Raw genomic sequence first — 22,265 nt, forward strand, 5'->3', positions numbered from 1 at the left:
AAGAGTTAATTGTTATATGTGTTCTAATTGCCAATTGAATACAGTTTATTTTTTTCACTCCGTTCGTAAACTTTTTACTGGGTTTGCGATTGCCGCTTTAATGGCCTGAAAGCTCACTGTTATCAATGCGATACCTAACGCAGCAATTCCGGCAACCAAAAAGGCCCACCAAGGGATATTAATTCTATATGCAAAATCTTGTAACCACTGGTTCATTGCAAGCCAAGCGATGGGTGATGCAACCAACATGGCTAAGATGACCAAGCGTAGAAAATCCATGGAAAGCAGTTTTATAATTTCGGTCACTCTTGCTCCCAGTATTTTCCGAATACCAATTTCCTTGGTGCGCTGTTGAGCGGTAAAAGCCACGAGACCAAAAAGCCCAAGACACGCCACAAAAATGGATAATGCTGTGAAAATGCCAAATAACGATGCCTGTTGTAGGTCTGTTTTATATGCGGCGTTGAGGTCGTCGTCCAGAAAGGAGTATTCAAAAGGAACGTCTTGTTGATAATTTTTCCATTCCTTTTCAATGGTGGCGATAAGTTCTTTCGGATTGTCGGTCTTATACTTGAGCGTGATAAAGGAAACTCCAGTATCATAGCTCTGCGAACTTTTTGAAAATAAAGCAAAGGGTAATATGGAACTGTGCAAGGATTCCAAATTAAAATCCTTTACAACACCTATTACTGTGTAATATTCCATATTTCCACCTGGATAGCGTATTTTTTGACCAATAGGATTTTCCCACCCTATCTGTTTGGCCGCAGCTTCATTGATTATTACCGAAAGTGAATCGTTAAAACGAGCATCAAATTCACGGCCTTGTTCTATTTTCAAGTTTAGTGTGGAAATAAAATGGTCATCAACCAAATAGGAGCCTAAACTTATGTCCTTGGCAACCATATTATCTGTTTCGGTGGTCTGTGGCACATAAAAATCACCAAAAGAACCCTTCGTGAATATCCCCGTAGAGCTGGTGGCATCTTCTACCTGAGGAATTGCTGCAATTTCTTCTCTGAAACTTTCGACTCCTGCATCCAACTTTTCGCCATTATTTATAACCAGAATGTTTTCTTTGTCATAACCCAAATCTCGCTGTTGGGTGTACCTTAATTGGGTAAATACAATAATTGTGGAAATGACCAATACAATAGCGATGACAAATTGAAAGACGACTAGCCCATTTCGCAACAACCCATTTTTTTTAGAGGTAATGGAATTTTTAAGAATATTAACAGGCTTAAATGAGGTAAGATAAAATGCAGGGTAAATACCGGCCAAGAAAGCGGTAAGTAGTGTTAGGCCGAGAAGGATTAACCAAATTCCGTTGCTGAAAATAGAATGGAAAGGGATTGTTTTCCCAGAAAGGGAATTAAATAATGGAAGAATCAAAGCCACCAACAAAACGGCAAAAACAGCAGAAATGATGGTGTATAAAAAAGCTTCAGTCAAAAACTGTTTGATAAGCTGGCTCCTAGGTGAACCCAAAACTTTCCGGATTCCGATTTCTTTACTCCTTCTACTGGCTTGGGCTGTGGCCAAATTGGTAAAATTAACACACGCCAAAACAATTATGGAAAAGGCGATCAATCCAAAAATATAAATGTTCTGTATATCACCCTGGTCTGAAATTGCCGATACAATTTCCCCAGAGTGCAAATGTATATCAGTCAACGGCTGTAAATGGATATTCCAATAATTACCATTTTTAAGAAACTGTTTATAAGGTTGTCCGATACGCTCAAATGCACTGGCGGCTTGAGTTTTGAGCATATCTGGAAATTTGGATTCCAAATTGGTAAGTGTCTTCGGGTCTTCTGTTGTCTGAGAAGTCAGTTTTACATACGTAGCCATATTAAGCCACACCCAACTCCAGTTAAAATAAGTTACATCACCAAAGTTTTGAACCGGCATAAGCATATCGAATTTTACTGTGGCTGGCAGATTGGTAAGGTCTTTTAATAAACCAGTCACTTTAAGCGGTTGTTTGTCTTTTCCGTAATAGAGTATTTGCCCCATAGGATCCGTATTGCCGAAATATTTTTTTGCAATTTGAGGTGTGATTACAATACTATTTGCGCTTTGCAAGCAGGTTTTTGGATCGCCTTTTGCCAGGGGATAGGTGAGAAGTTCTAAAAAATTGGGGTCAACAGCGTAAATATCGGTTTCGTTAAAAAGATGCTGTCCTTCGGCCGTTTTTGATTCAATTACGCCAGCATTGGGACGGTAGATGCGGGTGTAGCTTTCCACTTCTGGAAAATTATCTACCAAAGCTGCTCCGGCAGGTGGTGGCGTATATCCCGCGTAAAAGGTGTTATCACCCATTTTTCCGTTAATATTCACTCTGTAGATCTGACCGGAATCCTCAATAAAGTTATCATAACTCAACTCATCCTGAATCCAAATCAGGATAAGAACTCCCACAGTAAAACCTATTGTTAATCCAATAATGCTGATGGTTGCATAGAATTTATTTTTAAGCAAATTCCGCCAAGCAATTTTAAAATAATTCCTAAACATCTTGAAAAGGTTAATAGTTAAATGTTATTTGTACACACTACACACTACACACTACACACTACACACTACACACTACACACTACTTACTACTCACATACTCAGAAAGCACATTCTCCGTAACCTTCTGCCCATCAAGCATCCGTATAATTCGGTGACTATATTTGGCGTCGTGCTCGCTGTGTGTTACCATAATGATAGTTGTACCAGCTTCATTCAATTCTGTCAATAAATCCATAACCTCGTTTCCATTACTACTATCCAAATTTCCCGTAGGCTCATCGGCTAGTATAAGTTTTGGATTGTTTACCACAGCACGAGCAACTGCAACACGCTGTTGCTGCCCTCCAGACAATTGTTGTGGAAAGTGTTTCCTGCGGTGCATAATCTGCATTTTTTCAAGTACTGCATCTACCCTTGCTTTACGCTCCGCAGGTTTAACTCCTGTGTATATCAACGGCAGCTCCACGTTTTCAAGAACGGTAAGCTCGTCAATAAGATTAAAGCTTTGGAATACAAACCCAATATTATGCTTTCGAAGATCGGCGCGTTTGCGTTCATTAAAACCGGCCACTTCTATCCCGTTGAATACAAAACTGCCGCCATCTGGGTCGTCCAAAAGTCCAAGAATATTTAATAAGGTAGATTTACCGCAACCTGAGGGTCCCATAATCGCTACAAATTCGCCCTCGTTTACTTTAAAGGATAATTTATTTAATGCAATGGTTCGCACTTCTTCTGTGGCGTAGTATTTTTCTAAGTCTGTAATTGTTATCATCTGTTAGTATTTATTGCTATTGTTTATTGTTATTCCTATCGAATTGAAGTAATCTCTCCGCAAATGGTCCCCCTTTGGGGATTGAGGGGGACATCCTATCCTATCCTTTTATAAATGTCACAATGGGCGTTCCCGATAGCAATGGGAAGGTTTTTTAATTTTCCAAACGCCCAAGATGACATGCTAATTTTAATTTTTCAAAACCAATTCCTGTACATCGCCATAATTGTCGTAACTGCTGGTTATCACTTTATCGCCAGGTTCCAAGCCGCTCAAAACTTCATAGTTTTCAGTATTCTGGCTGCCTAAGGTTATTTCGGTTTTATAGGCGGTATTGCCATCCTCGCTAACTTTAAAAATCCAGTTGCCGCCGGTTTGCTGAAAGAAACCTCCTTTCGGAATCATTACAGCTTGTTTTTCATCACTCAAAGCCAACCGTATTTGTAAAGTCTGTCCCCTTCGAATTCCTTCCGGCACTGCTTCCTCAAATTGCATATCAACCTGAAAACGTCCGTTTGCAACTTGAGTGTATACTTTTTTGATGGTTAGTTTATAGCTTTTGCCATTAAAACTGAAACTTCCCGTTTGCCCATTGTATATTCTGGAAATATAATGTTCGTCAATATCTGCCCGCACTTTAAACCCGCTCAAAACATCAATCTGTCCCAATCGCTCTCCTTTGTTTTTGGATTGTCCTATTTCCGCATCTAAGGAAGTTAGCTGCCCATCAACGGGAGCTTTTACAACAAGATCTGCAACTTTTCTGCGCATAAGTTCTAATGCGTTTTGCGTACGTGCATAGCTACTTTGCACTTGCCCCTTTTCCTGTTTCACAGCCGAGGAATCCTGTTTTAGAATTTGTTTGGATAATTTCATACGCTCCTTTTGATAATTGTATTCGTTTTCTGCCTTTACCAAATCCTGACGGCCAATAGCGTCTTTATCATACAATTTTTTATTGAGGTCATACATCCGTTTAGATTCTATCAACCCGCTTTCCACATCGGTGTATTGGTTTAATTTATTGATGGTATTTTGTCGCGCCGCGTTTTGTGAAATTTGCATCTGGGTCAACAAATTATAAACCTGTGTTTCCTGGTTTACAAGACTCAATTCAAGATCGGTATTCGAAAGTCTTAAAATGGGATCGCCCTTTTTTAGAATAGATCCGTCTTCCACAAATTTTTCCTCCACCCGGCCACCTTCAAGGGCGTCCAAATAAATTGTGGTGATGGGAAGCACAATGCCATTTACTGGAATATTTTCCTGAAATACACCTTTTTCCACAACGCTTATGCTGATGCGTTCCTTTTCAACGTTCAGCTTAGAGCCGCCCATGGAAGAAATCATTACAAAAACGATTAAAGTAATTAAAAGACCTATGCCCGCAAGGAGCAGGATTTTTTTGGTGGTGAATCGTTTCTTTTCTAAAGGAATATCCATATTGTGATTAGTTTTCATAGTATAGTCTGTCAATATGATGCCAAAATATTAATCTATTGGATAACAGAGTTTTAACCTATTTTTTAAAATAATGAGTGTCCGCTTTTGATACATTCCCTGTTCGCTGCCGAGACACTTTCCTTAATTCAGAATAATGAATTCAGAATTATGAATTAAAAGAAGCAAATTTGTTAATATTGTAAATGATAATTGTCCAATTAAAAAATTAGGTTCCCTTGTAAAATTAACTTTTCATTAAGGTTAAGTCTTGATTCTTGATTCTTGGCTCTTGATTCCAAGAACAAAGCGGTCTTGTTTCTTTTTTTGGATAATACTAATATGTAGATATGTTACTCCACAATGCCAACATCTTGGTTATAGACGACGATGAGGATGTTCTCGTTGCACTTCGGCTTTTGCTTAAATCTAAAGTGAAACAAGTAGTGGTCAATAAAAATCCCAATACCATCCAAAACCTGATGCAAAGCCATCAATTTGATTTGGTAATATTGGATATGAATTTTAATGGCCTCGTAAATACGGGCAATGAAGGGATATTTTGGCTGAATAAAATTAAAAAGCAAAATCCAACTGTGGATGTTATTTTGATAACCGCCTACGGCGATATCGATCTTGCGATTCGTTCTTTAAAGCAAGGCGCTTCAGATTTTATTGTAAAACCCTGGAAAAACGAAAAAATTCTTGAAACCGTTCGTGAGCTGGTAGAAAAAAAGAAAAACCCTCAAACTCAGAAACTGAATTTAAATTCAGAAACCAAGATATTAGGGGAGAGCGAACCCATGCAAGATGTGTTTGTAAAACTCAAAAAAGTAGCGCCCACAGATGCCAACATATTAGTCTTGGGTGAAAATGGAACGGGGAAGGATTTGATTGCCAAAGCCATTCATGAGCATTCTCTTCGCAAAAACATGCCTTTTGTAAAAGTAGATGTGGGTGCACTCACCGAAACACTTTTTGAAAGTGAACTTTTTGGTTATAAAAAGGGTGCTTTTACTGATGCTAGGGAAGACCGAAAAGGACGTTTTGAAGCCGCAAATGGTGGGACACTTTTTTTAGACGAAATAGGAAATATTTCCCTACGCCAGCAAGCCAGATTGCTTACGGTTTTACAAAATAGACAGGTAACCCCATTAGGTTCCAACCAGCCAATCTCCATTGACATCCGCTTAGTTTGCGCCACAAATTTATTCATCGGCGATCTAGCCGATGAGGAGAAATTCAGAAAAGACCTTATCTATCGTATTAACACAGTTGATATAACAATCCCGCCTTTACGCGATAGAAGTACAGATATTACATTGCTTGCGCACTATTTCATAAACTTTTATTCAGAAAAATATAGCAAAGGAAGCTTTAGTTTAGACCCTGATTTTATTCAGAAATTAAAGAAACATCACTTTTCTGGAAACGTACGCGAACTACAATATACTTTGGAACGCACCGTAATTATGGCCGAAAATCAAACTTTGACGGCAGCTGATTTAATTTTTTCGGCTATCGAAAGTCCGCAAATACTTGCCGTACAGAAAGAAACAAATCTTGATGCAATCGAGAAAAGCGCAATACTTGCGGTAATAGAAAAAAATAAAGGGAATATCTCTAAATCTGCGAAGGAACTAGGCATCACCCGTGCCGCACTCTACCGCAGGCTCAACAAATATGAACTATAAAGGCTACAGGTTCTCGCTATCACTTCGCGTATTGGGATTGCTCATCTCCCTTACCGTTCTTGCCTTTGGAATAGTTTTGCCTAATACCTATGCGATAATTACAGGCATTTTTCTTTCAATATTTGCGGTTTACCACTTGTACAATTTTGCAATAAAACGTTTTGTGGCGATGGACGATTTTTTTGAATCGGTAAAATACCGTGATTTTTCCAGATGGTTTTCTGAAGAGCACGGACCTACTGATATGACGGAATTGCACAAAGGATTTAATTTGGTAAACAGGACCATTAAGAGCATCGATAACGAACGGGAAGCACAGTTTTTATACCTTCAGAAAATACTTGAAATGGTCAATATCGGCATCATCGCTTATAATGTGGAAAGTGGGGAAGTGCTTTGGGCGAACGATTCAATTTTAAAAACATTGGATTTCCCCTCCTTCAAAAACATCAGTTTTGTAGAAAAAAGACATCCACAACTTTACGACGAACTTTTTGAAACCTACCATTCCACAACAGCCTCTGTGCCCCTCGAAATGAAACAGGAAACACTGAATGTGTTGATCTCTGACACAGTATTTGAAATGGAAACCAATTCCTTCAAACTAATCGTCCTTCAGAACATTGAGGAAACCCTGAGCCAAAACGAATCGGAAGCCTGGAAAAAACTGCTAAGCGTGATGACCCACGAAATTATGAACAGCATAGCGCCCATTTCTTCCCTCGCAGAAACTTTGGAAAATGAAATCCAAAATAACTTGAATGATCCCGAAGCGAATTTGCTGAATATTGAAGACCTTAATTCGGGTATTAAATCAATAAAAAGACGAAGTGAAGGCTTGTTGAAATTTGCCAAAACATACAGAAGCCTTAATAAAGTAACCCAACTGAATCTTGCTAATGTTAGGATTGAGGAGCTCTTCAATAACATCCAGACCTTGATGCAGCCTTCCATAGAAAATAACAATATTAAGATTGAGTTTCTCCTTGAAAATCCGGATTTGCAGATAAACATCGACAGTTATTTAATTGAACAGGTTTTAATCAATCTGTTGCTTAATTCAATTGAGGCCTGCCACCAAGTTGAAAATGCAAAAATTCAATTAGCGGCCCACAAAAAGACGAACGGCAATGTTATTATAAGGGTATCAGACAATGGCAAAGGCATCCCTGAAGAAATTAAGGATAGCGTTTTTGTGCCATTTTTCAGCACCAAAAAAACCGGAAGTGGTATTGGGTTGAGTTTGAGTAAACAGATTATGCTACTTCACAAAGGTAGAATACAAATAAAAAGCCGTGAGGGGGAAGGAACGATTATAAGCCTAATGTTTTAATTTTTTTCCATTACCCCCTTTATCATATCAACTTGTCTTGTCCTAAAAAACCCATCCACGGATACTCCATAGATAAGCCACGGATAAGCCATAGATAAGTCATTAGAATGTAAGAAAACACCCCTTTTTTCCTACAAAATTATTTCAGCCCTTTCACAACTTGTGTCCATCTTGTATAAAAAAGGCGACACTTTCAGTCAATAATTATACTTGCATCATCTTGTTTTACGGGGCTAGTACTAAAACCCAATCCCTATCAAAACCCAATAACTTCAAAATTACCTTTACAAAAACGCTGCTTTTACCATCCAAATTTGAAAGAGCTCCTCATATCATTTTAAATCCTTTAGAAAATCAAACTGGGTATCCTTCGCCCTTACTGCCTTTGTATTATTTCCTATAAAATAATCGTACCCAAGATGCACCCAACTTGTGAACAATGGTCTTTCCCACATCCCATCTTTGCAGCTCACTTTAAATCTTTTTATTATGGCTAAACAAGCTGGAATTATCAAGTTAAAGGGAACTATCGAGGATATTTCCTTTTACAAAACCGCAGACGGTCACCTTGCTCGCGCAAAAGGAGGGATAGACCGAGACAAGATCCTTCACAGTGCTGCCTTCGCAAGAACGCGTGAAAACAACTCCGAATTTGGCCGCGCCGGCCAGGGAGGGAAGCTCATCCGGAGTGCGTTGCGATCCCTAATGCAGAATGCAAAGGACAGACGGGTAGTAAGTAGGCTAACAACCCTATTGCTGGCAATTATCAAAACCGACCCGGTAAATAGTCGAGGAAAGCGTACCATTGATGAGGGTAACATTGACCTGTTGGAAGGCTTTGATTTCAACATCAATGGCAAGTTGGGTACTACCTTCTTTGGGCTTTTTACCCCGGCCTTCGACCGTGTGAGCGGCGACGCTACAATCGCGGTTGATGCCTTTAGCGCCACCGAGCGTATTGCAGCCCCATCGGGAACCACCCATTACAAATTGGCGATGGGAACGACTGAATTGGACTTTGTAAACAAAACCTTTGTTTACAGCGAAATGGATATGGGTGTCCTACCTTATAACAATACGCAGGTATTGGCTTCCACCCTTACCGCATCGGTAAATCCCAATTCACCTTATCCGGTATTAACCGTGCTAGGGATCGAATTCTACCAAGAGGTGAATGGCCAGTTCTACTCCTTGAAGAATGGTGCCTTCAATGCCTTGGGTATCGTAAACGTAGACGGCGTCTAGCAATGGAACTTGTATTAACAAGGGTTTATAAGAGTGGGGGTACCAATGGTACCCTCACCTTAAACGGACACTTCGTCTGTTTTACCATAGAGCTTCCGTGGAAGGAAAACCAAAGAAATATTTCCTGTATCCCGGAAGGCACATACGAGCTAAAGGCACGCTACTCGCCAAAGTTTCAAAATCATCTGGAAGTACCGGATGTGTATGGCAGGAATCTTATTCTTATCCATCCTGCAAATAATGCCCTTACCGAACTCCACGGATGTATAGCCCCAGTAAAACAACTCACGGGCATAGGGAAGGGGATCTATTCCAGATTGGCTATGGAAAAATTTCTTTCCATTTTTCACCAAGCCAAGGAAAGAAATGAAAAACTAGTATTAACTATTAACTCAAACCGGTATGAATATCTTAGACAGGTACAAGAAACCCACTCCTAAGTTCTTTAGAATCTTGCGAAATATTGGCTTGGCCCTAGTTGCTTCAGGTGGGGCAATACTGGCAGCGCCAGTGGTAATGCCAGGGATTCTGGTTACTATTGCCACCTACATTACCGTTATTGGTACGGTAATTTCATCCATAAGTCAGGCAGTAGTAGCGGACACAGGCCATTTAGAAGGACCGTTAAAAAAAGAAGACAATGAACTTTAAAGAAGCTCCCATCTTGGCAGGTACGGCTGGCGGTACGCTGGCCTCCACATTGCCCAATATAGGCACCGAGCATCTAATTACCACCTGCATTTTGGCCTTAGTGGGTGCTACGGTAAGTTTTGTGATGACACTTATATTAAAGAAGCTCCTCGCAATCCTAAAACAGTTCAGGCTTTTTCTTTTCACCAAATCCAAGAGGAAAAACTAATTGTTATATGTTTCCCACAAATAAAAACCGTAAAGCATTTATAATATTGCTTGCGGTTTTTTTTATGGCAATCTGTCTGCCCCTTAGCTCATTTAACACCCAAAGAAACAAAAACCCAAACCCACCAAGCTTTCATACTTCAATTAATAAAAGCTAAATTTGAGTGTGTCAATCACTTTTGAAAGCAGCTAGTTAAAGCACTTCGACGGAGTTCATATTGAGCCTGTCGAAATGCTCAGTGTGACAGTAGGATGTCAATTTGAAAAGCAGGATGTCAGGGTGAGCGCAGTCGAACCCCTTGTGCAGCCGAAATATAAACGCAAGTCCAAATGTCAGCTTGGACCCTTCGACAGGCACAGGATAAACTGAAGTCGAACCCCTTTTGAAAACGAAATCGAAACCGAAATCAAAAATGTCAGGGTGAGCCCTTCGGCAGGCTCAGGATAAACTGAAGTCGAACCCCTTAATAAATGCAAGTCCAAATGTCAGGGTGAGCGCAGTCGAACCCGCTTGTGCAGCCGGAACATAAATGCAATCTTGTAGAATTTTAAATATGAATGTTTTAGATGATGGCGGAGGTTTAGATAAAAGAATAGGCGAGAAGCTTATAACCGCTTTTTAGGAAGCAAGTTTTATTTCATCATTAAAAATGAGTTTTGATAAACTTAATTAAAATAACGATAAATGATTAATCTAGACAACTTAGAAAATTTTGACAATTTGAACGACCTCAATAAGGAATTGCAAAGAAGAGCAAACATTTATAATGAGAATGGGGTGGATTATTTTGAAGGTCTTTCGCCCACGGAGATGCAGCAATTGCACTATCACTTCCCAACAGGCGAAAGTCCGCTAGTTATAAACAAACTTTCGGAAGAGCAACTTAAAGACTGCCCGTTGCTTATGCAGTTGCGCTTCCTCATCGATAAGATGAAAGGAGGGAAGGAATTAAAACTCACAAAAACCGGAGCTTTGCCTACCAAATTGGTTAAAGAAATTTATGATCTTGGGTATCTAAAAAACGAAATGATAGAAAAGGGGATTGGTAAACTGTATAAAGAAGATGATGCCCAAGAGATAAGTATAACCCGCATCTTACTGCAAATATCAAATTTGGCGAAGAAAAAAAATGGCACATTAAGCCTGACCAAAAAAGGAGAAAAGTATGCGGCTGACGGAAATGTTATTTTGAAAGAAATCTTAACCGTGTTGTTCACTAAATTCAATTGGGCGTATTATGACGGCTACGAATCTGAAACTATAGGGCAGATAAATCCTGCGTTCAGCCTTTTCTTACTCAAAAAATATGGGGTCGATAAAAGATCCGTAAATTTCTATGCAGAAAAATATTTCAACGCCTTTCCTCAACTTAAATCAGAAGATAATGTGGATTTTAGGTGTTATGCAACTCGCACCTTCGATCGCTACTTTTATTTTATGGGCTTTATAAAAAAGGAGAAAAAGGACTTTTTAGGTCCTATTGAACTTGAAAAAACAAAGTTCTTTGATCAGCTTTTCTCAGAAAAATCGCTGTAGGTGTCAATTAGATTAGAAAGGTCTTTCACCGTTTACGTGGAGCGTTCTAATAAAGTGACTTGAGCATTGGTTAGATTTACGTTCCTCTGGTGAAAAGCAGGAAAGAATAGGTCATCAATAATTTGAATTTTTAGAACATTTTGTGGGTTTCTGAAGTTGAATGTGCTTGGACGTTGATAGAGCTTTAACCGAAAACCGAAACCGAAAGAATGCTTTTTAAAAATTAACTTTCATTGCAGTTTAATTTTTATTTTAATTAAAACTTTGTCTTCTCTAAATCATCCATAGCCTCAAGTAATGTATCGCTCTTTAATCTGAGCCCAGAAAGCGTGATGTGGTAGCGATTATCTTTGATGTATTCCAATTCAGAACGCTGTATATCCTTATTAACTTGTTCTTTAATGAGCAGTTGGTTTCCTTTATATTCATAGGTTTTGGACCAACCTTCTTCGCTCTTGAAATCTACTTTTTGATTAATTAATTTATAAACCGCATTCACATGCTGAAAACCATTAGTGCCGGCTCCATCTACAACGGTTATTGATATTGACGTACTTTTATTATTTGGGTCTTCATCTAAACTGTATGTGCCTGCTATGGTTTGCGAACTAGGGTTGCCTGTGCTTCTCAAAGACATTCCAATCAGCTCCTTGGGCAATTTGGCTATTAGTTCTTCACCGGTATTGGGGGTTGTACCCGCCAAATCTTGAAGCCAAGTGCCTAGGTCTTTGTCTTTTTCCTCAAACTGTTCAACTTTTTCCTCAACGGACTCGGTATTTTTTTCTGCACCTTCTTTACAAGAAACCAAGGTTATCGTGCACACTAAAAGAATTAAAAAAGGGAATTGATTTTTCATCTGTTTTTAGTTTTTAATTTGTTTTATTTATAATTCACTATCAGCAATCACTAAAAAGCTGCTGTTTATTAGTATAAGACAGCTAGCAACTTGTCTATTTGTGTTAGTTCCTTACAAATGCAATAATGAGCACAACAGCAATGTTGGTACACATAAGGTGTTGATGTACAAACATAACGAAAATATAAATACCTATTTTAATATTCTAAGCACGTAAAACATAAGTAATCTGAAAAGGATTATCTCACAACTCAAAAACCCTAAAGCTTACAGCCTAAAGCTTACAGCCTAAAGCCTAAAGCCTACAGCCCCCAAATAAAAAACCCATCTCAATAATATGGAATTAAAAATCCATAAAATTGAAATGGGTACAACTGCATTTGTAGAAAGTGAGTTATTCTTCTTCTTTGTTCGCTTTGGTTGCATTACCTCTCTTTGACTTGTCCAGATCCCTGTCCTCGTCTTTTGCGATTCCTTTTGCGCTTGGAATTGGGTGTTTACCTACGTATTTTCGTAATTTGGATTCTTTTTTATAATAAAATGTTTTATATATTAATCTTTCTTTTGAAATGTTTCTATCCGAAAAAATACGCTGTTTTCCAAAGCTTAAAAAAGATAAAATCTATTCCTCTTCTTTTTCTTTATCTGGATAGTTTGGTTTAAACCCGTCCTCTTTTGACTGATCCTTTTCGCTATGTACGCTTCTACTTCCGCGTGCGGTCTTAGTACTCGAATTTGGAATAGTTCTGCTTTTCCCTTTGTTGTTATCTTCTTTGCTCATAGTGTTTTAAATTATGTTCTTACTCCTAATCGTCCAATCGTCCAATCATCTAATCATCTAATCATCTAATCATCTGATCATCCAACAATCCAACAATCCAACAATCCAACAATCCAATAATCCAATAATCCAATAATCGAACCCCATAAATTTATATCTATAGAAGATCATTATACAGTGTTATAACTATATTTAACAACTTGGTGTTAAATGATTCAGAAAAAAATAGTCTTCTATTTGTATGAAGAAATGTAGATGTCTTTATTCACCAAACATTAAATGAAGGTAATGCCGAAATATTCAAAAGCCGATTTTAATTACCGATTTATCTTGATATCTAATAATCGATCAATACCACCTACAGATCCTTAGAAACTTTGAAGACAATTAACTTTATAAAACTTCCTTCTACTCAAAAAAAGAGGTTTTAGAATTTAACCATATTAAAAAGCATTTGAGAAAAGGATGCTTTCATTTAAAAAATATATTTCTTCAAAAGTATCTGGCATTCAATAATTTACTACATTTACATTGGTTGATATCCATTGTGGTATATAAACCAAAAACTCTCCTCATTTTTAAGCAGTTTGCGTTTTCTAGCAAATAATTTTCTGATTGTTTTCTTACTGATTGTCCAACTTCAAAATTTAAGTAAAATGACTGCAAAAAAAATCCTTAGACCCAAGGCCCCTATAAAAAAGGAGCCCACTACAAAGCCTGTAGCCTCTAGAAAGGTCGCTACAAAAACCAAGACCGTCTCTGGCTTGGGAACACGAATTAAAAGAACCTCAGCAATGAAACCTGGAAAAGTTTCGGCCACCACTCTCAAAAAGGTAGGAACCATTGCCCAAGTGCGGCACTTTAAATTTGCGGAAACTGCTCCAGTTAAGTTCGACCCCAGACAGGTGGACGCCGAAGTGTTCCAAAGGGGAGCGAATGCACCTTCAAACATTGAGTTTGTGATGCAGCCCACCGATGGCGACTATGTGGTTTTTCACCCCACCCCGGGCTTTACGAGTGAAGAGACTTCACTGGCACAACTTTCCATTAGGGCAACTATTTATAACAAGGGCACCGAAGCGGTGGATCTTGATGAGGTGGTGCTGGAATATAAAAATGGTAATACTACCGTAAAAAAAGATGTGTTTTTACCATCAAATAAATTGGTAATTAAACCTGGCTTTTCCGCAAACTGGCAGAACAGTCGAGACTATCACGAAAACGGCGATGTGATTTTTCTGGATACGCCATACCCTACCAAGGTAAAACTGAGTTTCCACTTCAAGAATTACGGGGGTTCCCTTTCCGTTACAAAAAATCTCAAACCCTATACGCATGCGCTAGCCCTTCCTTTTGATAAGACCGATTTTGAAAAGGATGAGTATGTGTCCGGCTACTCTATGCACGGTGGCGGAAGCCAGGTGTTTGCCTACGATTTGGGAGTGGAAGCTTATGAAGACAAAGCATGGAGGGGTTTGTTACCCAACAAGGACAACAGCAAAAATGAAAACTATCGCATTTGGGGTAAACCTGTGAGGGCGATGGCAGACGGGATCGTGCTGCATTTTGAAAATAACATTCCCAACAACTGGAAACCAGATGGCTCTGACGAGGGAATGAAGAAACAAAAAGATGAACTTTGGGGCTCATTCGATTTTGGGGGTTCCGGAAACCATTTCTATATTCGGCATGGGAACGTAGTTGCCCTTTATGCACATCTGCAGAAAGGTTCACTTACTAATTCATTGATGAAAAAGGGAGCAACCGTTAAGAAAGGCACCATTCTTGGGAAGGCAGGCAACGCTGGCAACTCAACAGCGCCGCACTTGCATATACACATAAAAACATATGAGAACGATAGCGAACCCGACAAAGGCGTTTTTAGACCGCTACTGTTCAATACAGGTTATGTAATAGGGAAGGAGCACTATAAAACCCCTAAGTCGAATATTAATTGGTCCCCATTACATGCCCAAGGCATTCCGGGGAAGAAAGACAAAGCTTGCTTTGTAGCTATGGAACACCCGTACTGTGAAAATCCAACCAATAGGGGGGAAATAGCAAGACACGGAATAGATCAGGCAAACTATCAGGACGAATTCAACAAGATATGGACCTGTGGCTATTACCCTGTTTGGGTGGACGGTTTTGATGTAAATGGAAAGACCTATTTCAACGTTATTTTCCGCCCCTCAAAAAATGTGGCTTGGGTAGCCCGTCATAATATGGACGGCAAAAAGTATCAAGCTGAATTTGATACTTGGCACAAGGCTGGCTATAGGCTCATCAATATAAATTCCTATCTTTTAAGTGGCAAGTTGCGCTACACAGCGGTTTGGAAAAAGGACAGTTCGGTAAAGTGGATGGCCTATCATGGCCAGACCCTTGCTTGGCACGAGGCTAATTTTGAAAAGCATCATAAGGCTGGATGGGTGCCAACCAACGTTTCTTGTGTAAATGTGGGTTCTAAAACCTATGTTGCCGCCCTTTGGGAAAAGAAAAATACAGGCGGTTTTTACCTACGCCCAGATATGGATCTGCAAGCTTTTAAAGATGCGTTCAAGGATTACACTGATAAGAAAAAGTTTAAACTCGTTTACTTGGATGCCTATCTAAAAGGTGGCAAGCCCAGATTGAGTGGAATATGGTACAAAAATGCACCCGATTATAATTCGTGGTGGGAAAAGCACCATCTCTCAGGTACGCAATACCAGACTGAATATACCAGTATGCTTTCCAAAGGCTACCTCACCCGCTGTGTAGTGGGCTATGAAGATGGCAACAAGGCAAATTACGAAGGTATTTGGTCTAAATAGTAGCTAGCTAAAAATGGTTGGCTTAAAAGAATGGCAGGTTGCGCTCTATTGTTTTTGGAAATGAGGACCAATTTGCAATAGCAAAGTATAAAATCTACCATTTTTATATATTAAATATCAAGAGGCTGTTTAAAAAAGTCACAACACATTGGTTTGTGCGGTTGAGCGAAGTGGAGACCTGCTTTATAGTAAGAACAATATAGTTCTTGACCGCGCAATAGTTCTTTACTCCGCTCAAACTGGCATCATGGTGCTTTTTATTCAGCCTCTTGTTTTATCAATAGGATTTTAATTACTACTCCACCAATAATTTCCTAACCTGTGTAGCCTGTGCATTTGTAAACCGCAAAAAATAAGTGCCTGATGCGAGGTTGCTATTTATTTGCGTGGTGCTAGTTATGATTTTTGTGTCCAGCTTTTTACCCAACACATCAAATATTTCCAGTGTGAAAGTTTCATTTGTATCAATAGTAAAAGTGCCATTGGATGGGTTAGGAAACACTGAAATGCTTGTGGGGGAAGGCGCATTTATGCCAAGGTTTGTATTGACGCCTTTTTCGTAGATTATCTCTCTTTCGTCAAAACCTTGGCCGTCGTTAAAGCGGAAATCGCTCCACACTACATGTAAATTGCCATTGGGGTCAAATCTTGCATTCGGCGCATCAAGCCCGGGGTTTTCCTCATTTATTACAAGCGGGCTGCCAAATCCGGTTGTTGGATTGTATTCCAAAAAGGAATTGGTCTGCGCCAGAAAATCGGTGTAGATTACTGCACAATCGCCTTCAGCATTACAGTCCCAATCAATCCTTTTCAACAAGCCACCTGCATTGGCGGCTACCTCAAAAACGTTTGAAGAAAGGCTAAAAGAATCAGAACCGCTGTCGTAATCATAAACATTCAGCACATCGCGGCTTGGGCCTACAGCTTTTCGGATGGTAAGCACCATTACCTCGCCAGTGGGACTGGTGGTTAGCACATAGCTACTGCTTAAAACATTCGCTGTAGTAACAACCTTTGCCGCACTAAGCGTATGGGTTGTTTCATCGTAAATTTTATAATGTATTTCCATACTTCCGCCCGTGCCTTCGGCATAAACCAGCATAGCCTTGTTGTTGCCTATGCTTTTTATATAGGGAAAACCAGCTCCCAGATTATCGGTAAGATCAGAAACCGCAATATCGCTGCTCCAATTGGTGCCGTCAAAATATTTCATATAGACTTCCTCGTCCACTTGATTTTCACGATTGTCGTAACCCCACACCACTACAGGCAGGTTATCTTCAGTACTGTAAAGGTCGTGGTGGCTGATGGAATGGTTAACAGTGCCGCCCAGATCGGAAATCTTTAGACCATCGCTCCAAATATCAGTGGCTGCATTGTAATAGGAATAACCTATATAGTTACGCACGTTTTCATTGGCCCAAACGTTGTAGATTACATGAAGATCGCCATTAGGGGAGCTTGTAATGGCGCCGAAGTGATTGTTCTTTCCGCCAATCTCACCGCCCTTATCCACAAAAATAGGAGTGGACCAATTTTCGCCTACCACTTTTTTACGAAACATAATTTTTTGCAGTCCGTTAGTATAGTTATCGCTATAAACAACATAAACATTGCCCGTGTTGCCAACCGCCATGCGAGAATCCCACGAATCTTTGGTAGGGTTGTTTGAAACATCAAAATCCGGATTGCTCCAGTCCAGCGCAAGCGCCATTGGGCCTATATTATTTTCCTGCGGAACCGAAGGAATAGCGTTTGGAAGCTGATAGAAAATCTTGCCATTTGTATCAATTTCATAGCTGCCATAGGTTTGGGAAAAGCACAGGCCTATTGAAAAAAGGGATGTGATGAGGAGTAGTTTCTTTTTCATACTGAAAGGTTTAGGGATTAATTTAATTATAAATGTAATGGATTTGAATGAATTGAGTATTGAGTATTGTGAATTGAGTATTGAGAAATATTATTTACGAATCCCGAATCCCGAATCCCGAATCCCGAATCCCGAATCCCGAATCCCGAATTCCTAATTCCTCATGCCTAATCCCTAGACATACAATCTTTTCTTAAAGCCACTAGCCATAAATAAATGGATGTGTAAATTAGTGCTAACAACAAAAAACAAACACTATGAAAAATCTAAAAACATTACTGGCAGTAGGCTTTTTAACACTGCTAACCGCTTGTGGCACCACAAAACCCACTGCAACTGCAGACACCCAGACAACCAATAATAGAGGCAGGTCTAATACTGAAATTAATGCCACCACTAATTCTACCACCAACTCAACAACAGGTGCCCGCCAAACAACAAGACAAAATACAGCAACTGCTACTGCAGCAGCAAATGCAGAGGTTGCAAATAAAGCCAAGATGCAGAAAATGTACACAGATCTGAATATGGACGACGACCAAATAAACCGTTTTGAAAGCGAATGGAATAGTTCTGAGATTACTTGGAAAAGGAACAACCGCAACAAAACCATGAACACCTTTGAGCGTACCGAACTACAGGATAGAATTTTCAGGGATCTTCTAAATGATCAGCAATTTGAACAGTACCAACAATGGGCGAGGGAAAATGCAGATTAAAGATTGTCTTTATTCTTGAATTAAAATATATCAAAGTTGTATTCTTAGGAATATAGGAGCTTTCAGTTAGCTGCAACTAAAAGGAAACAATGCGATTTACATTCTTTTGAATAAATAGCTACGGCTGCAAATAGATTGACTATAAATTTTTCGTAACTTGATGGTTTATAGTAATTTGAAAGCGATTTACGCAAACATAGCGCCCTGTAATGCCCTAAAACCGTTTGTGCTAAACTACAGTATCTTAAGTTTCAATACAAACCAATTAGAGCGCTCTTGGCCCTGTTATTCGGGCCCGGAGATGTGCTTGCTCTGTTTTATCAAGGCGCTGCCTACGGGTATGCCCTTTCCTCAAGCTGCGTTCTACGAACATAAATTACAACGCATCTGGCTGAAAGGGCTCTTTACTGACTTCTGCGGAAATTGGAAATTTAAGGGGGAATATACTATCTTCAGAATACATTTTACCCCCACTGGCTTCCACAGTCTCTTCCAGCTTTCATTAAGGGAGTTCACAAATAAGATAGTAGCTGCACAAACCGTTTTTGGCAATGAAATATCGTGCTATGCCGAAGATTTGCAACAAGCACAGACTATTGCTAATATGGCGGCCCTTACCGATGAATTTTTAACAACTTATCTAATTCCAAAAAAAGCAACTGCTGCCAATAACGCAATAGCCAAAGCTTCCCATACTATGCTGGATGCCAATGGCTCGGTGCCAATAGAGCAACACGCATCTTTGGCAAATATGAGCCTACGCAATTTTGAACGAAAATTTAGGCAGCAGGTAGGTACTTCCCCTAAAATATTCTGTCGTTTGTTACGCTTCAACCGCGCAATACACAACAAGCTAACAATCCCAGACAAATGCTGGACCAGCATCGCGCTAGAGTGTGATTATTATGACCAAATGCACATGATAAGGGATTTTAAGAAATTTGCAGGCAGCAGCCCCACCCAGCTCTTTGAAAATAGCGCTCTGCCCATCCTTCATCTTGAAAATATAAAAAGAGAATTTAACTAAAACTATCCGGTTGGCAAGCATTGAAAATTGCTTCTTAAATATAAAATCTCAATAACGGTTTTATCTACGTCCTGTAAATTTCCTAAAATAAGATGTCGCTTTTGTACTATTGTGAATAAGAAAAGCTTCGTAATTTAATTTGCTCATTTTTAGGTATTTGAAAAGCAACAATCTCTCTCTTCTAAACGGATTACTTCGTTTGTAGTGTTGTATATAAGCCTAAAAAGACATCCCATTTAATGAATGTGATGCTTATCAGCTGTATTGATAGCAGCGTTAAATAATGGAGTATGCCCAAAATCCAAATTGAAAGAGAGTAGGCACTAACCTAAACCAAGTAATCATGGTACAAAATCCTGAAGACTTTAACAGAAATTTCAAGGTCAATGTAGATTTTGAACAACCCCCAGAAAGAGATTTCCCGCTTATCGGTTTTCTTTTTCATTGCAGGGGAAAATTGCTGCAGTGGCAATATGTGAAAGACAATATCCTGGAATTCAATCTAGACAAAATGCCTTCTGAAAACAGGCAGCGGAAAATAGACCCTGAGCAGCTCAGACTATTTATCGCTCCTGCTTCCGACAAAAAAATCACCCGCATAAACACTACCGAACAGTTGCAAAGCTATAAGGCGTACGAGCCTATAATAACAATGGATGCCAACCAAGGCTTAACTATTTTGCCCATTCCTGAAGTGCTATCCCGCTATTGGCTTTGGTGCAAATGCCGCGTAAGCGGAAAAGTTTCAAAATGGTTCCACGCGGGCAACAGTTGGGAAGATCGCGCTGTTTGTAGAGCGCGCGTCCACATTTGTGAGATTGACCCTATTCTGTATTGGATCAATAGAATACCGGACCACATTATCGCCAAGGTGCCGGATGCCATATTGAAACCCGTATTTAAATTCCCGATTCCGATTCCAGACCCTGAACCTTTTCAACGGATTGAACGCTTTCCTATGATGGCAGGGGGAAATCAAGAAAATATTTTCAAGACCCAATCGCTTAAAGAAATTCATAGAGAAACAATTTCCAAATTACCCGAATTGGGTTCTGAAATAAAACAGCAATTTACCTCTGGCAACCTGAATGTTATTCGGGAAGCCATAGCGAAAAACTATATGTTGTTGCATCCGTGGTTCTGCTTTTGGCCTTGGTGGTGGCCTTATTTTTACCGTTGCAAGGAATTGGCAGTGGTAGAAACCAATGCCAGCGGCAGGTTTGAAAAGAGCGTTTACTATAATTGCTTTGGCGATAAGCCCGATATTTATATTTGGGTGGAATATATGATCAATGGGGTATGGACCACAGTTTACAAACCACCCATCCCTTGTAACACCCATTGGAACTACGCCTGTGGCACAGATATTAACATCCACCTTACCCACGAAATGGTTGCGGGCAATTGCTGCTGCGATTGCCATTTACCGGGGCAAAATGTTTGGTTGAGATCTGTTGGCTATGCCAGCGTTTCCCATATTCAACAGGCGCATCAATTGCTGCCACCACCAGGGCAATCTGTAGTTTATGATCGGGTTGGCTTAACGGATGCAGGTGCAGCTGGAGATAGTTTCTTACTTACCACAGTAAATGATTATAAGAGACCCTTCGGCGGAAGCCCCACTTTCAGAATGGGCTTCGGTAATGATTTGCCAAACTCCAATATGTATTATTACCGTTGGAGTTATAGGAAAATAGCAATTACCGATTTGTCTCCCCTAACTTCCTATGAGCCTTTGGAGCCTTTGGGTGCTTCGTTTAGTAAGGGATATGACTATATCTATGTGGATTCCAACGGCGATGAACAATGGGGTGCAGACAGTGTGAAACTTGGTCCTTTTACCGAGGGCCCGAATGACAACTTATATATCATACCACCGGAACTGCCCGAGACGGAGCCATTTAATATAGCTGAGGATTCCCACCCACATTGGCATCAGCAAACATATAATATGAATACCATGACGTTTAATTCTACGGAGCTTGAGGGAGACGGTTTATACCAGTTTAAGTTGGAACTGTTCGACAAAGCGGGCAGTCTTCTACAAAATCTTCCCAGGGCGACCTTCAAAACGCCGACACACGACAACGCGAGTTTTAGCGAAAACGCACCCGATATTCTATTGGAAAATCCAAATTTCTCCAATGCGGATGCTTTCAATATTATTATGCGAATAGACAACGGGCAGTGCGAAGGCGATATTTACACCGTAAACGTGAATGGCGAGCCTGCATCCTCCAACTGCTGTGGCTTTGTGAAGTACAAACCCGATGGAGAAGAAGCAGAACTTGAACTCACCTTTAGAGCAGTCCATCCCACCAATTTTGCTGAGTTTAGCTTTGGTGTGGTTAAAGGAACCTGTGGGGGAGTGCCTATAGCCAATGCAAGAGGAATGGTTATAGACAGTGCTTCTGGTTATACCCTAAACACCAGTACCGGTATATATAGCAAGAGTTTTAATCCTTCCGAATTGTTGGGTGAATGCTATGAAAACGGGACTGGAAAAGCGGCCTTCGCTGAATCATTGCACGTAATTTCTACGGCTACAGACGGTATATCGCGCGTTGCCAAAGATTATGGCAGGACAGTGGCGTTCGCGCTGGAACCCTAAAATTCTTTAGGTTCATGCAGCTTAAAAAGCTCGTAGATGTGAGGCTACGGGCTTTTTTTATTGCTCACATTTCAAAATTCTCTCAATGTAACTTTATAGCCAATAACTTTTATTATGGAAAACGATAACTTGATAAACGAACTTCACACAATTGCAGTGCACCCATGCCAATAGCCTTTG

Annotated in this window: 18 protein-coding genes; 11 read left to right on the plus strand and 7 right to left on the minus strand. The window is 39.9% G+C overall.

What is annotated here, in order from left to right; translation table 11 throughout:
• Positions 1-54: 54 nt before the first annotated feature.
• The 3 genes from ESV24_RS09430 to ESV24_RS09440 form a co-directional block, all read right to left on the minus strand.
• Positions 55-2,487, minus strand: coding sequence for an ABC transporter permease (locus tag ESV24_RS09430; protein ID WP_235004038.1), 2,433 nt, complete (start codon positions 2,485-2,487; stop codon positions 55-57).
• A 115-nt stretch (positions 2,488-2,602) separates the two neighbouring features.
• On the minus strand, positions 2,603-3,298 hold the full coding sequence (locus tag ESV24_RS09435; RefSeq protein WP_111816385.1) for an ABC transporter ATP-binding protein: 696 nt from the start codon (positions 3,296-3,298) through the stop codon (positions 2,603-2,605).
• Positions 3,299-3,487: 189 nt separating this feature from the next.
• The gene (locus tag ESV24_RS09440; protein ID WP_111816432.1) at positions 3,488-4,741 is read right to left on the minus strand and encodes an efflux RND transporter periplasmic adaptor subunit; all 1,254 of its coding nucleotides are present in this window, start codon (positions 4,739-4,741) and stop codon (positions 3,488-3,490) included.
• Positions 4,742-5,088: 347 nt separating this feature from the next.
• Here ESV24_RS09440 and ESV24_RS09445 point away from each other — a divergent pair, with 347 nt between their 5' ends.
• Positions 5,089-6,432: a sigma-54-dependent transcriptional regulator gene (locus ESV24_RS09445; RefSeq protein ID WP_111816384.1), complete on the plus strand. Its 1,344-nt coding sequence runs from the start codon at positions 5,089-5,091 to the stop codon at positions 6,430-6,432.
• Positions 6,422-7,765 (plus strand): sensor histidine kinase, encoded by a 1,344-nt coding sequence (locus tag ESV24_RS09450; RefSeq protein ID WP_111816383.1) that lies wholly within the window; start codon positions 6,422-6,424, stop codon positions 7,763-7,765. Before ESV24_RS09445 ends, ESV24_RS09450 begins: the two co-directional genes overlap by 11 nt.
• 332 nt (positions 7,766-8,097) lie before the next feature.
• On the opposite strand, the gene ESV24_RS15310 is transcribed toward ESV24_RS09450, so the two are convergent.
• Positions 8,098-8,238 carry a hypothetical protein gene (locus ESV24_RS15310; protein WP_160110621.1) on the minus strand — a complete coding sequence of 47 codons (141 nt, stop codon included), beginning with the start codon at positions 8,236-8,238 and terminating at the stop codon, positions 8,098-8,100.
• 220 nt (positions 8,239-8,458) lie between these two features.
• Here ESV24_RS15310 and ESV24_RS09455 point away from each other — a divergent pair, with 220 nt between their 5' ends.
• The 5 genes from ESV24_RS09455 to ESV24_RS09475 all read left to right on the plus strand — a co-directional run bounded on the left by ESV24_RS09455 (position 8,459) and on the right by ESV24_RS09475 (position 11,405).
• Positions 8,459-9,010, plus strand: a complete 552-nt coding sequence (locus ESV24_RS09455; protein WP_317046805.1) for a hypothetical protein — start codon at positions 8,459-8,461, stop codon at positions 9,008-9,010.
• A 2-nt stretch (positions 9,011-9,012) separates the two neighbouring features.
• Positions 9,013-9,450, plus strand: a complete 438-nt coding sequence (locus ESV24_RS09460; protein WP_111816380.1) for a DUF5675 family protein — start codon at positions 9,013-9,015, stop codon at positions 9,448-9,450.
• Positions 9,413-9,661 carry a hypothetical protein gene (locus ESV24_RS09465; protein WP_111816379.1) on the plus strand — a complete coding sequence of 83 codons (249 nt, stop codon included), beginning with the start codon at positions 9,413-9,415 and terminating at the stop codon, positions 9,659-9,661. Before ESV24_RS09460 ends, ESV24_RS09465 begins: the two co-directional genes overlap by 38 nt.
• The gene (locus ESV24_RS09470; RefSeq protein ID WP_111816378.1) at positions 9,651-9,869 is read left to right on the plus strand and encodes a hypothetical protein; all 219 of its coding nucleotides are present in this window, start codon (positions 9,651-9,653) and stop codon (positions 9,867-9,869) included. Before ESV24_RS09465 ends, ESV24_RS09470 begins: the two co-directional genes overlap by 11 nt.
• Before the next feature lie 684 nt (positions 9,870-10,553).
• Entirely contained in the window at positions 10,554-11,405 is an 852-nt protein-coding gene (locus tag ESV24_RS09475; protein ID WP_111816377.1) for a hypothetical protein, read from the plus strand.
• Positions 11,406-11,661: 256 nt separating this feature from the next.
• Here the strand turns inward: ESV24_RS09475 and ESV24_RS09480 are convergent, their stop codons facing one another.
• Together ESV24_RS09480 and ESV24_RS15315 are read right to left on the minus strand one after the other, a co-directional pair.
• Positions 11,662-12,261: a hypothetical protein gene (locus tag ESV24_RS09480; protein WP_146743168.1), complete on the minus strand. Its 600-nt coding sequence runs from the start codon at positions 12,259-12,261 to the stop codon at positions 11,662-11,664.
• 622 nt (positions 12,262-12,883) lie between these two features.
• Complete coding sequence (locus ESV24_RS15315) at positions 12,884-13,042, minus strand: hypothetical protein (protein WP_160110620.1); 159 nt, start codon at positions 13,040-13,042, stop codon at positions 12,884-12,886.
• A gap of 656 nt (positions 13,043-13,698) precedes the next feature.
• Here ESV24_RS15315 and ESV24_RS09485 point away from each other — a divergent pair.
• Positions 13,699-15,858: a peptidoglycan DD-metalloendopeptidase family protein gene (locus ESV24_RS09485; protein ID WP_146743167.1), complete on the plus strand. Its 2,160-nt coding sequence runs from the start codon at positions 13,699-13,701 to the stop codon at positions 15,856-15,858.
• A gap of 295 nt (positions 15,859-16,153) precedes the next feature.
• Here the strand turns inward: ESV24_RS09485 and ESV24_RS09490 are convergent, their stop codons facing one another.
• Positions 16,154-17,728, minus strand: coding sequence for a T9SS type A sorting domain-containing protein (locus tag ESV24_RS09490; protein ID WP_111816374.1), 1,575 nt, complete (start codon positions 17,726-17,728; stop codon positions 16,154-16,156).
• A 257-nt stretch (positions 17,729-17,985) separates the two neighbouring features.
• On the opposite strand from ESV24_RS09490, the gene ESV24_RS09495 reads away from it, so the two are divergent.
• The 3 genes from ESV24_RS09495 (at position 17,986) to ESV24_RS09505 (ending at position 22,085) form a co-directional block, all read left to right on the plus strand.
• Positions 17,986-18,447, plus strand: a complete 462-nt coding sequence (locus tag ESV24_RS09495) for a hypothetical protein (protein WP_111816373.1) — start codon at positions 17,986-17,988, stop codon at positions 18,445-18,447.
• A 160-nt stretch (positions 18,448-18,607) separates the two neighbouring features.
• Positions 18,608-19,474 (plus strand): helix-turn-helix domain-containing protein, encoded by an 867-nt coding sequence (locus ESV24_RS09500; protein WP_111816372.1) that lies wholly within the window; start codon positions 18,608-18,610, stop codon positions 19,472-19,474.
• Positions 19,475-19,817: 343 nt separating this feature from the next.
• Positions 19,818-22,085: a hypothetical protein gene (locus tag ESV24_RS09505; protein WP_111816371.1), complete on the plus strand. Its 2,268-nt coding sequence runs from the start codon at positions 19,818-19,820 to the stop codon at positions 22,083-22,085.
• Positions 22,086-22,265 lie beyond the last annotated feature (180 nt).

This window comes from Aequorivita lipolytica, from assembly GCF_007997135.1.
Lineage (GTDB): Bacteria > Bacteroidota > Bacteroidia > Flavobacteriales > Flavobacteriaceae > Aequorivita > Aequorivita lipolytica.

Excerpts from the sequence above, each read along its gene's own strand:
- ESV24_RS09435 (WP_111816385.1), bottom strand. The coding sequence starts at position 3,298 with ATGATAACAATTACAGACTTAGAAAAATACTACGCCACAGAAGAAGTG.
- ESV24_RS09440 (WP_111816432.1), bottom strand. The coding sequence starts at position 4,741 with ATGGATATTCCTTTAGAAAAGAAACGATTCACCACCAAAAAAATCCTG.
- ESV24_RS09445 (WP_111816384.1), top strand. The coding sequence starts at position 5,089 with ATGTTACTCCACAATGCCAACATCTTGGTTATAGACGACGATGAGGAT.
- ESV24_RS09450 (WP_111816383.1), top strand. The coding sequence starts at position 6,422 with ATGAACTATAAAGGCTACAGGTTCTCGCTATCACTTCGCGTATTGGGA.
- ESV24_RS09460 (WP_111816380.1), top strand. The coding sequence starts at position 9,013 with ATGGAACTTGTATTAACAAGGGTTTATAAGAGTGGGGGTACCAATGGT.
- ESV24_RS09465 (WP_111816379.1), top strand. The coding sequence starts at position 9,413 with ATGAATATCTTAGACAGGTACAAGAAACCCACTCCTAAGTTCTTTAGA.
- ESV24_RS09470 (WP_111816378.1), top strand. The coding sequence starts at position 9,651 with ATGAACTTTAAAGAAGCTCCCATCTTGGCAGGTACGGCTGGCGGTACG.
- ESV24_RS09475 (WP_111816377.1), top strand. The coding sequence starts at position 10,554 with ATGATTAATCTAGACAACTTAGAAAATTTTGACAATTTGAACGACCTC.
- ESV24_RS09480 (WP_146743168.1), bottom strand. The coding sequence starts at position 12,261 with ATGAAAAATCAATTCCCTTTTTTAATTCTTTTAGTGTGCACGATAACC.
- ESV24_RS15315 (WP_160110620.1), bottom strand. The coding sequence starts at position 13,042 with ATGAGCAAAGAAGATAACAACAAAGGGAAAAGCAGAACTATTCCAAAT.
- ESV24_RS09485 (WP_146743167.1), top strand. The coding sequence starts at position 13,699 with ATGACTGCAAAAAAAATCCTTAGACCCAAGGCCCCTATAAAAAAGGAG.
- ESV24_RS09490 (WP_111816374.1), bottom strand. The coding sequence starts at position 17,728 with ATGAAAAAGAAACTACTCCTCATCACATCCCTTTTTTCAATAGGCCTG.
- ESV24_RS09495 (WP_111816373.1), top strand. The coding sequence starts at position 17,986 with ATGAAAAATCTAAAAACATTACTGGCAGTAGGCTTTTTAACACTGCTA.
- ESV24_RS09500 (WP_111816372.1), top strand. The coding sequence starts at position 18,608 with ATGGTTTATAGTAATTTGAAAGCGATTTACGCAAACATAGCGCCCTGT.
- ESV24_RS09505 (WP_111816371.1), top strand. The coding sequence starts at position 19,818 with ATGGTACAAAATCCTGAAGACTTTAACAGAAATTTCAAGGTCAATGTA.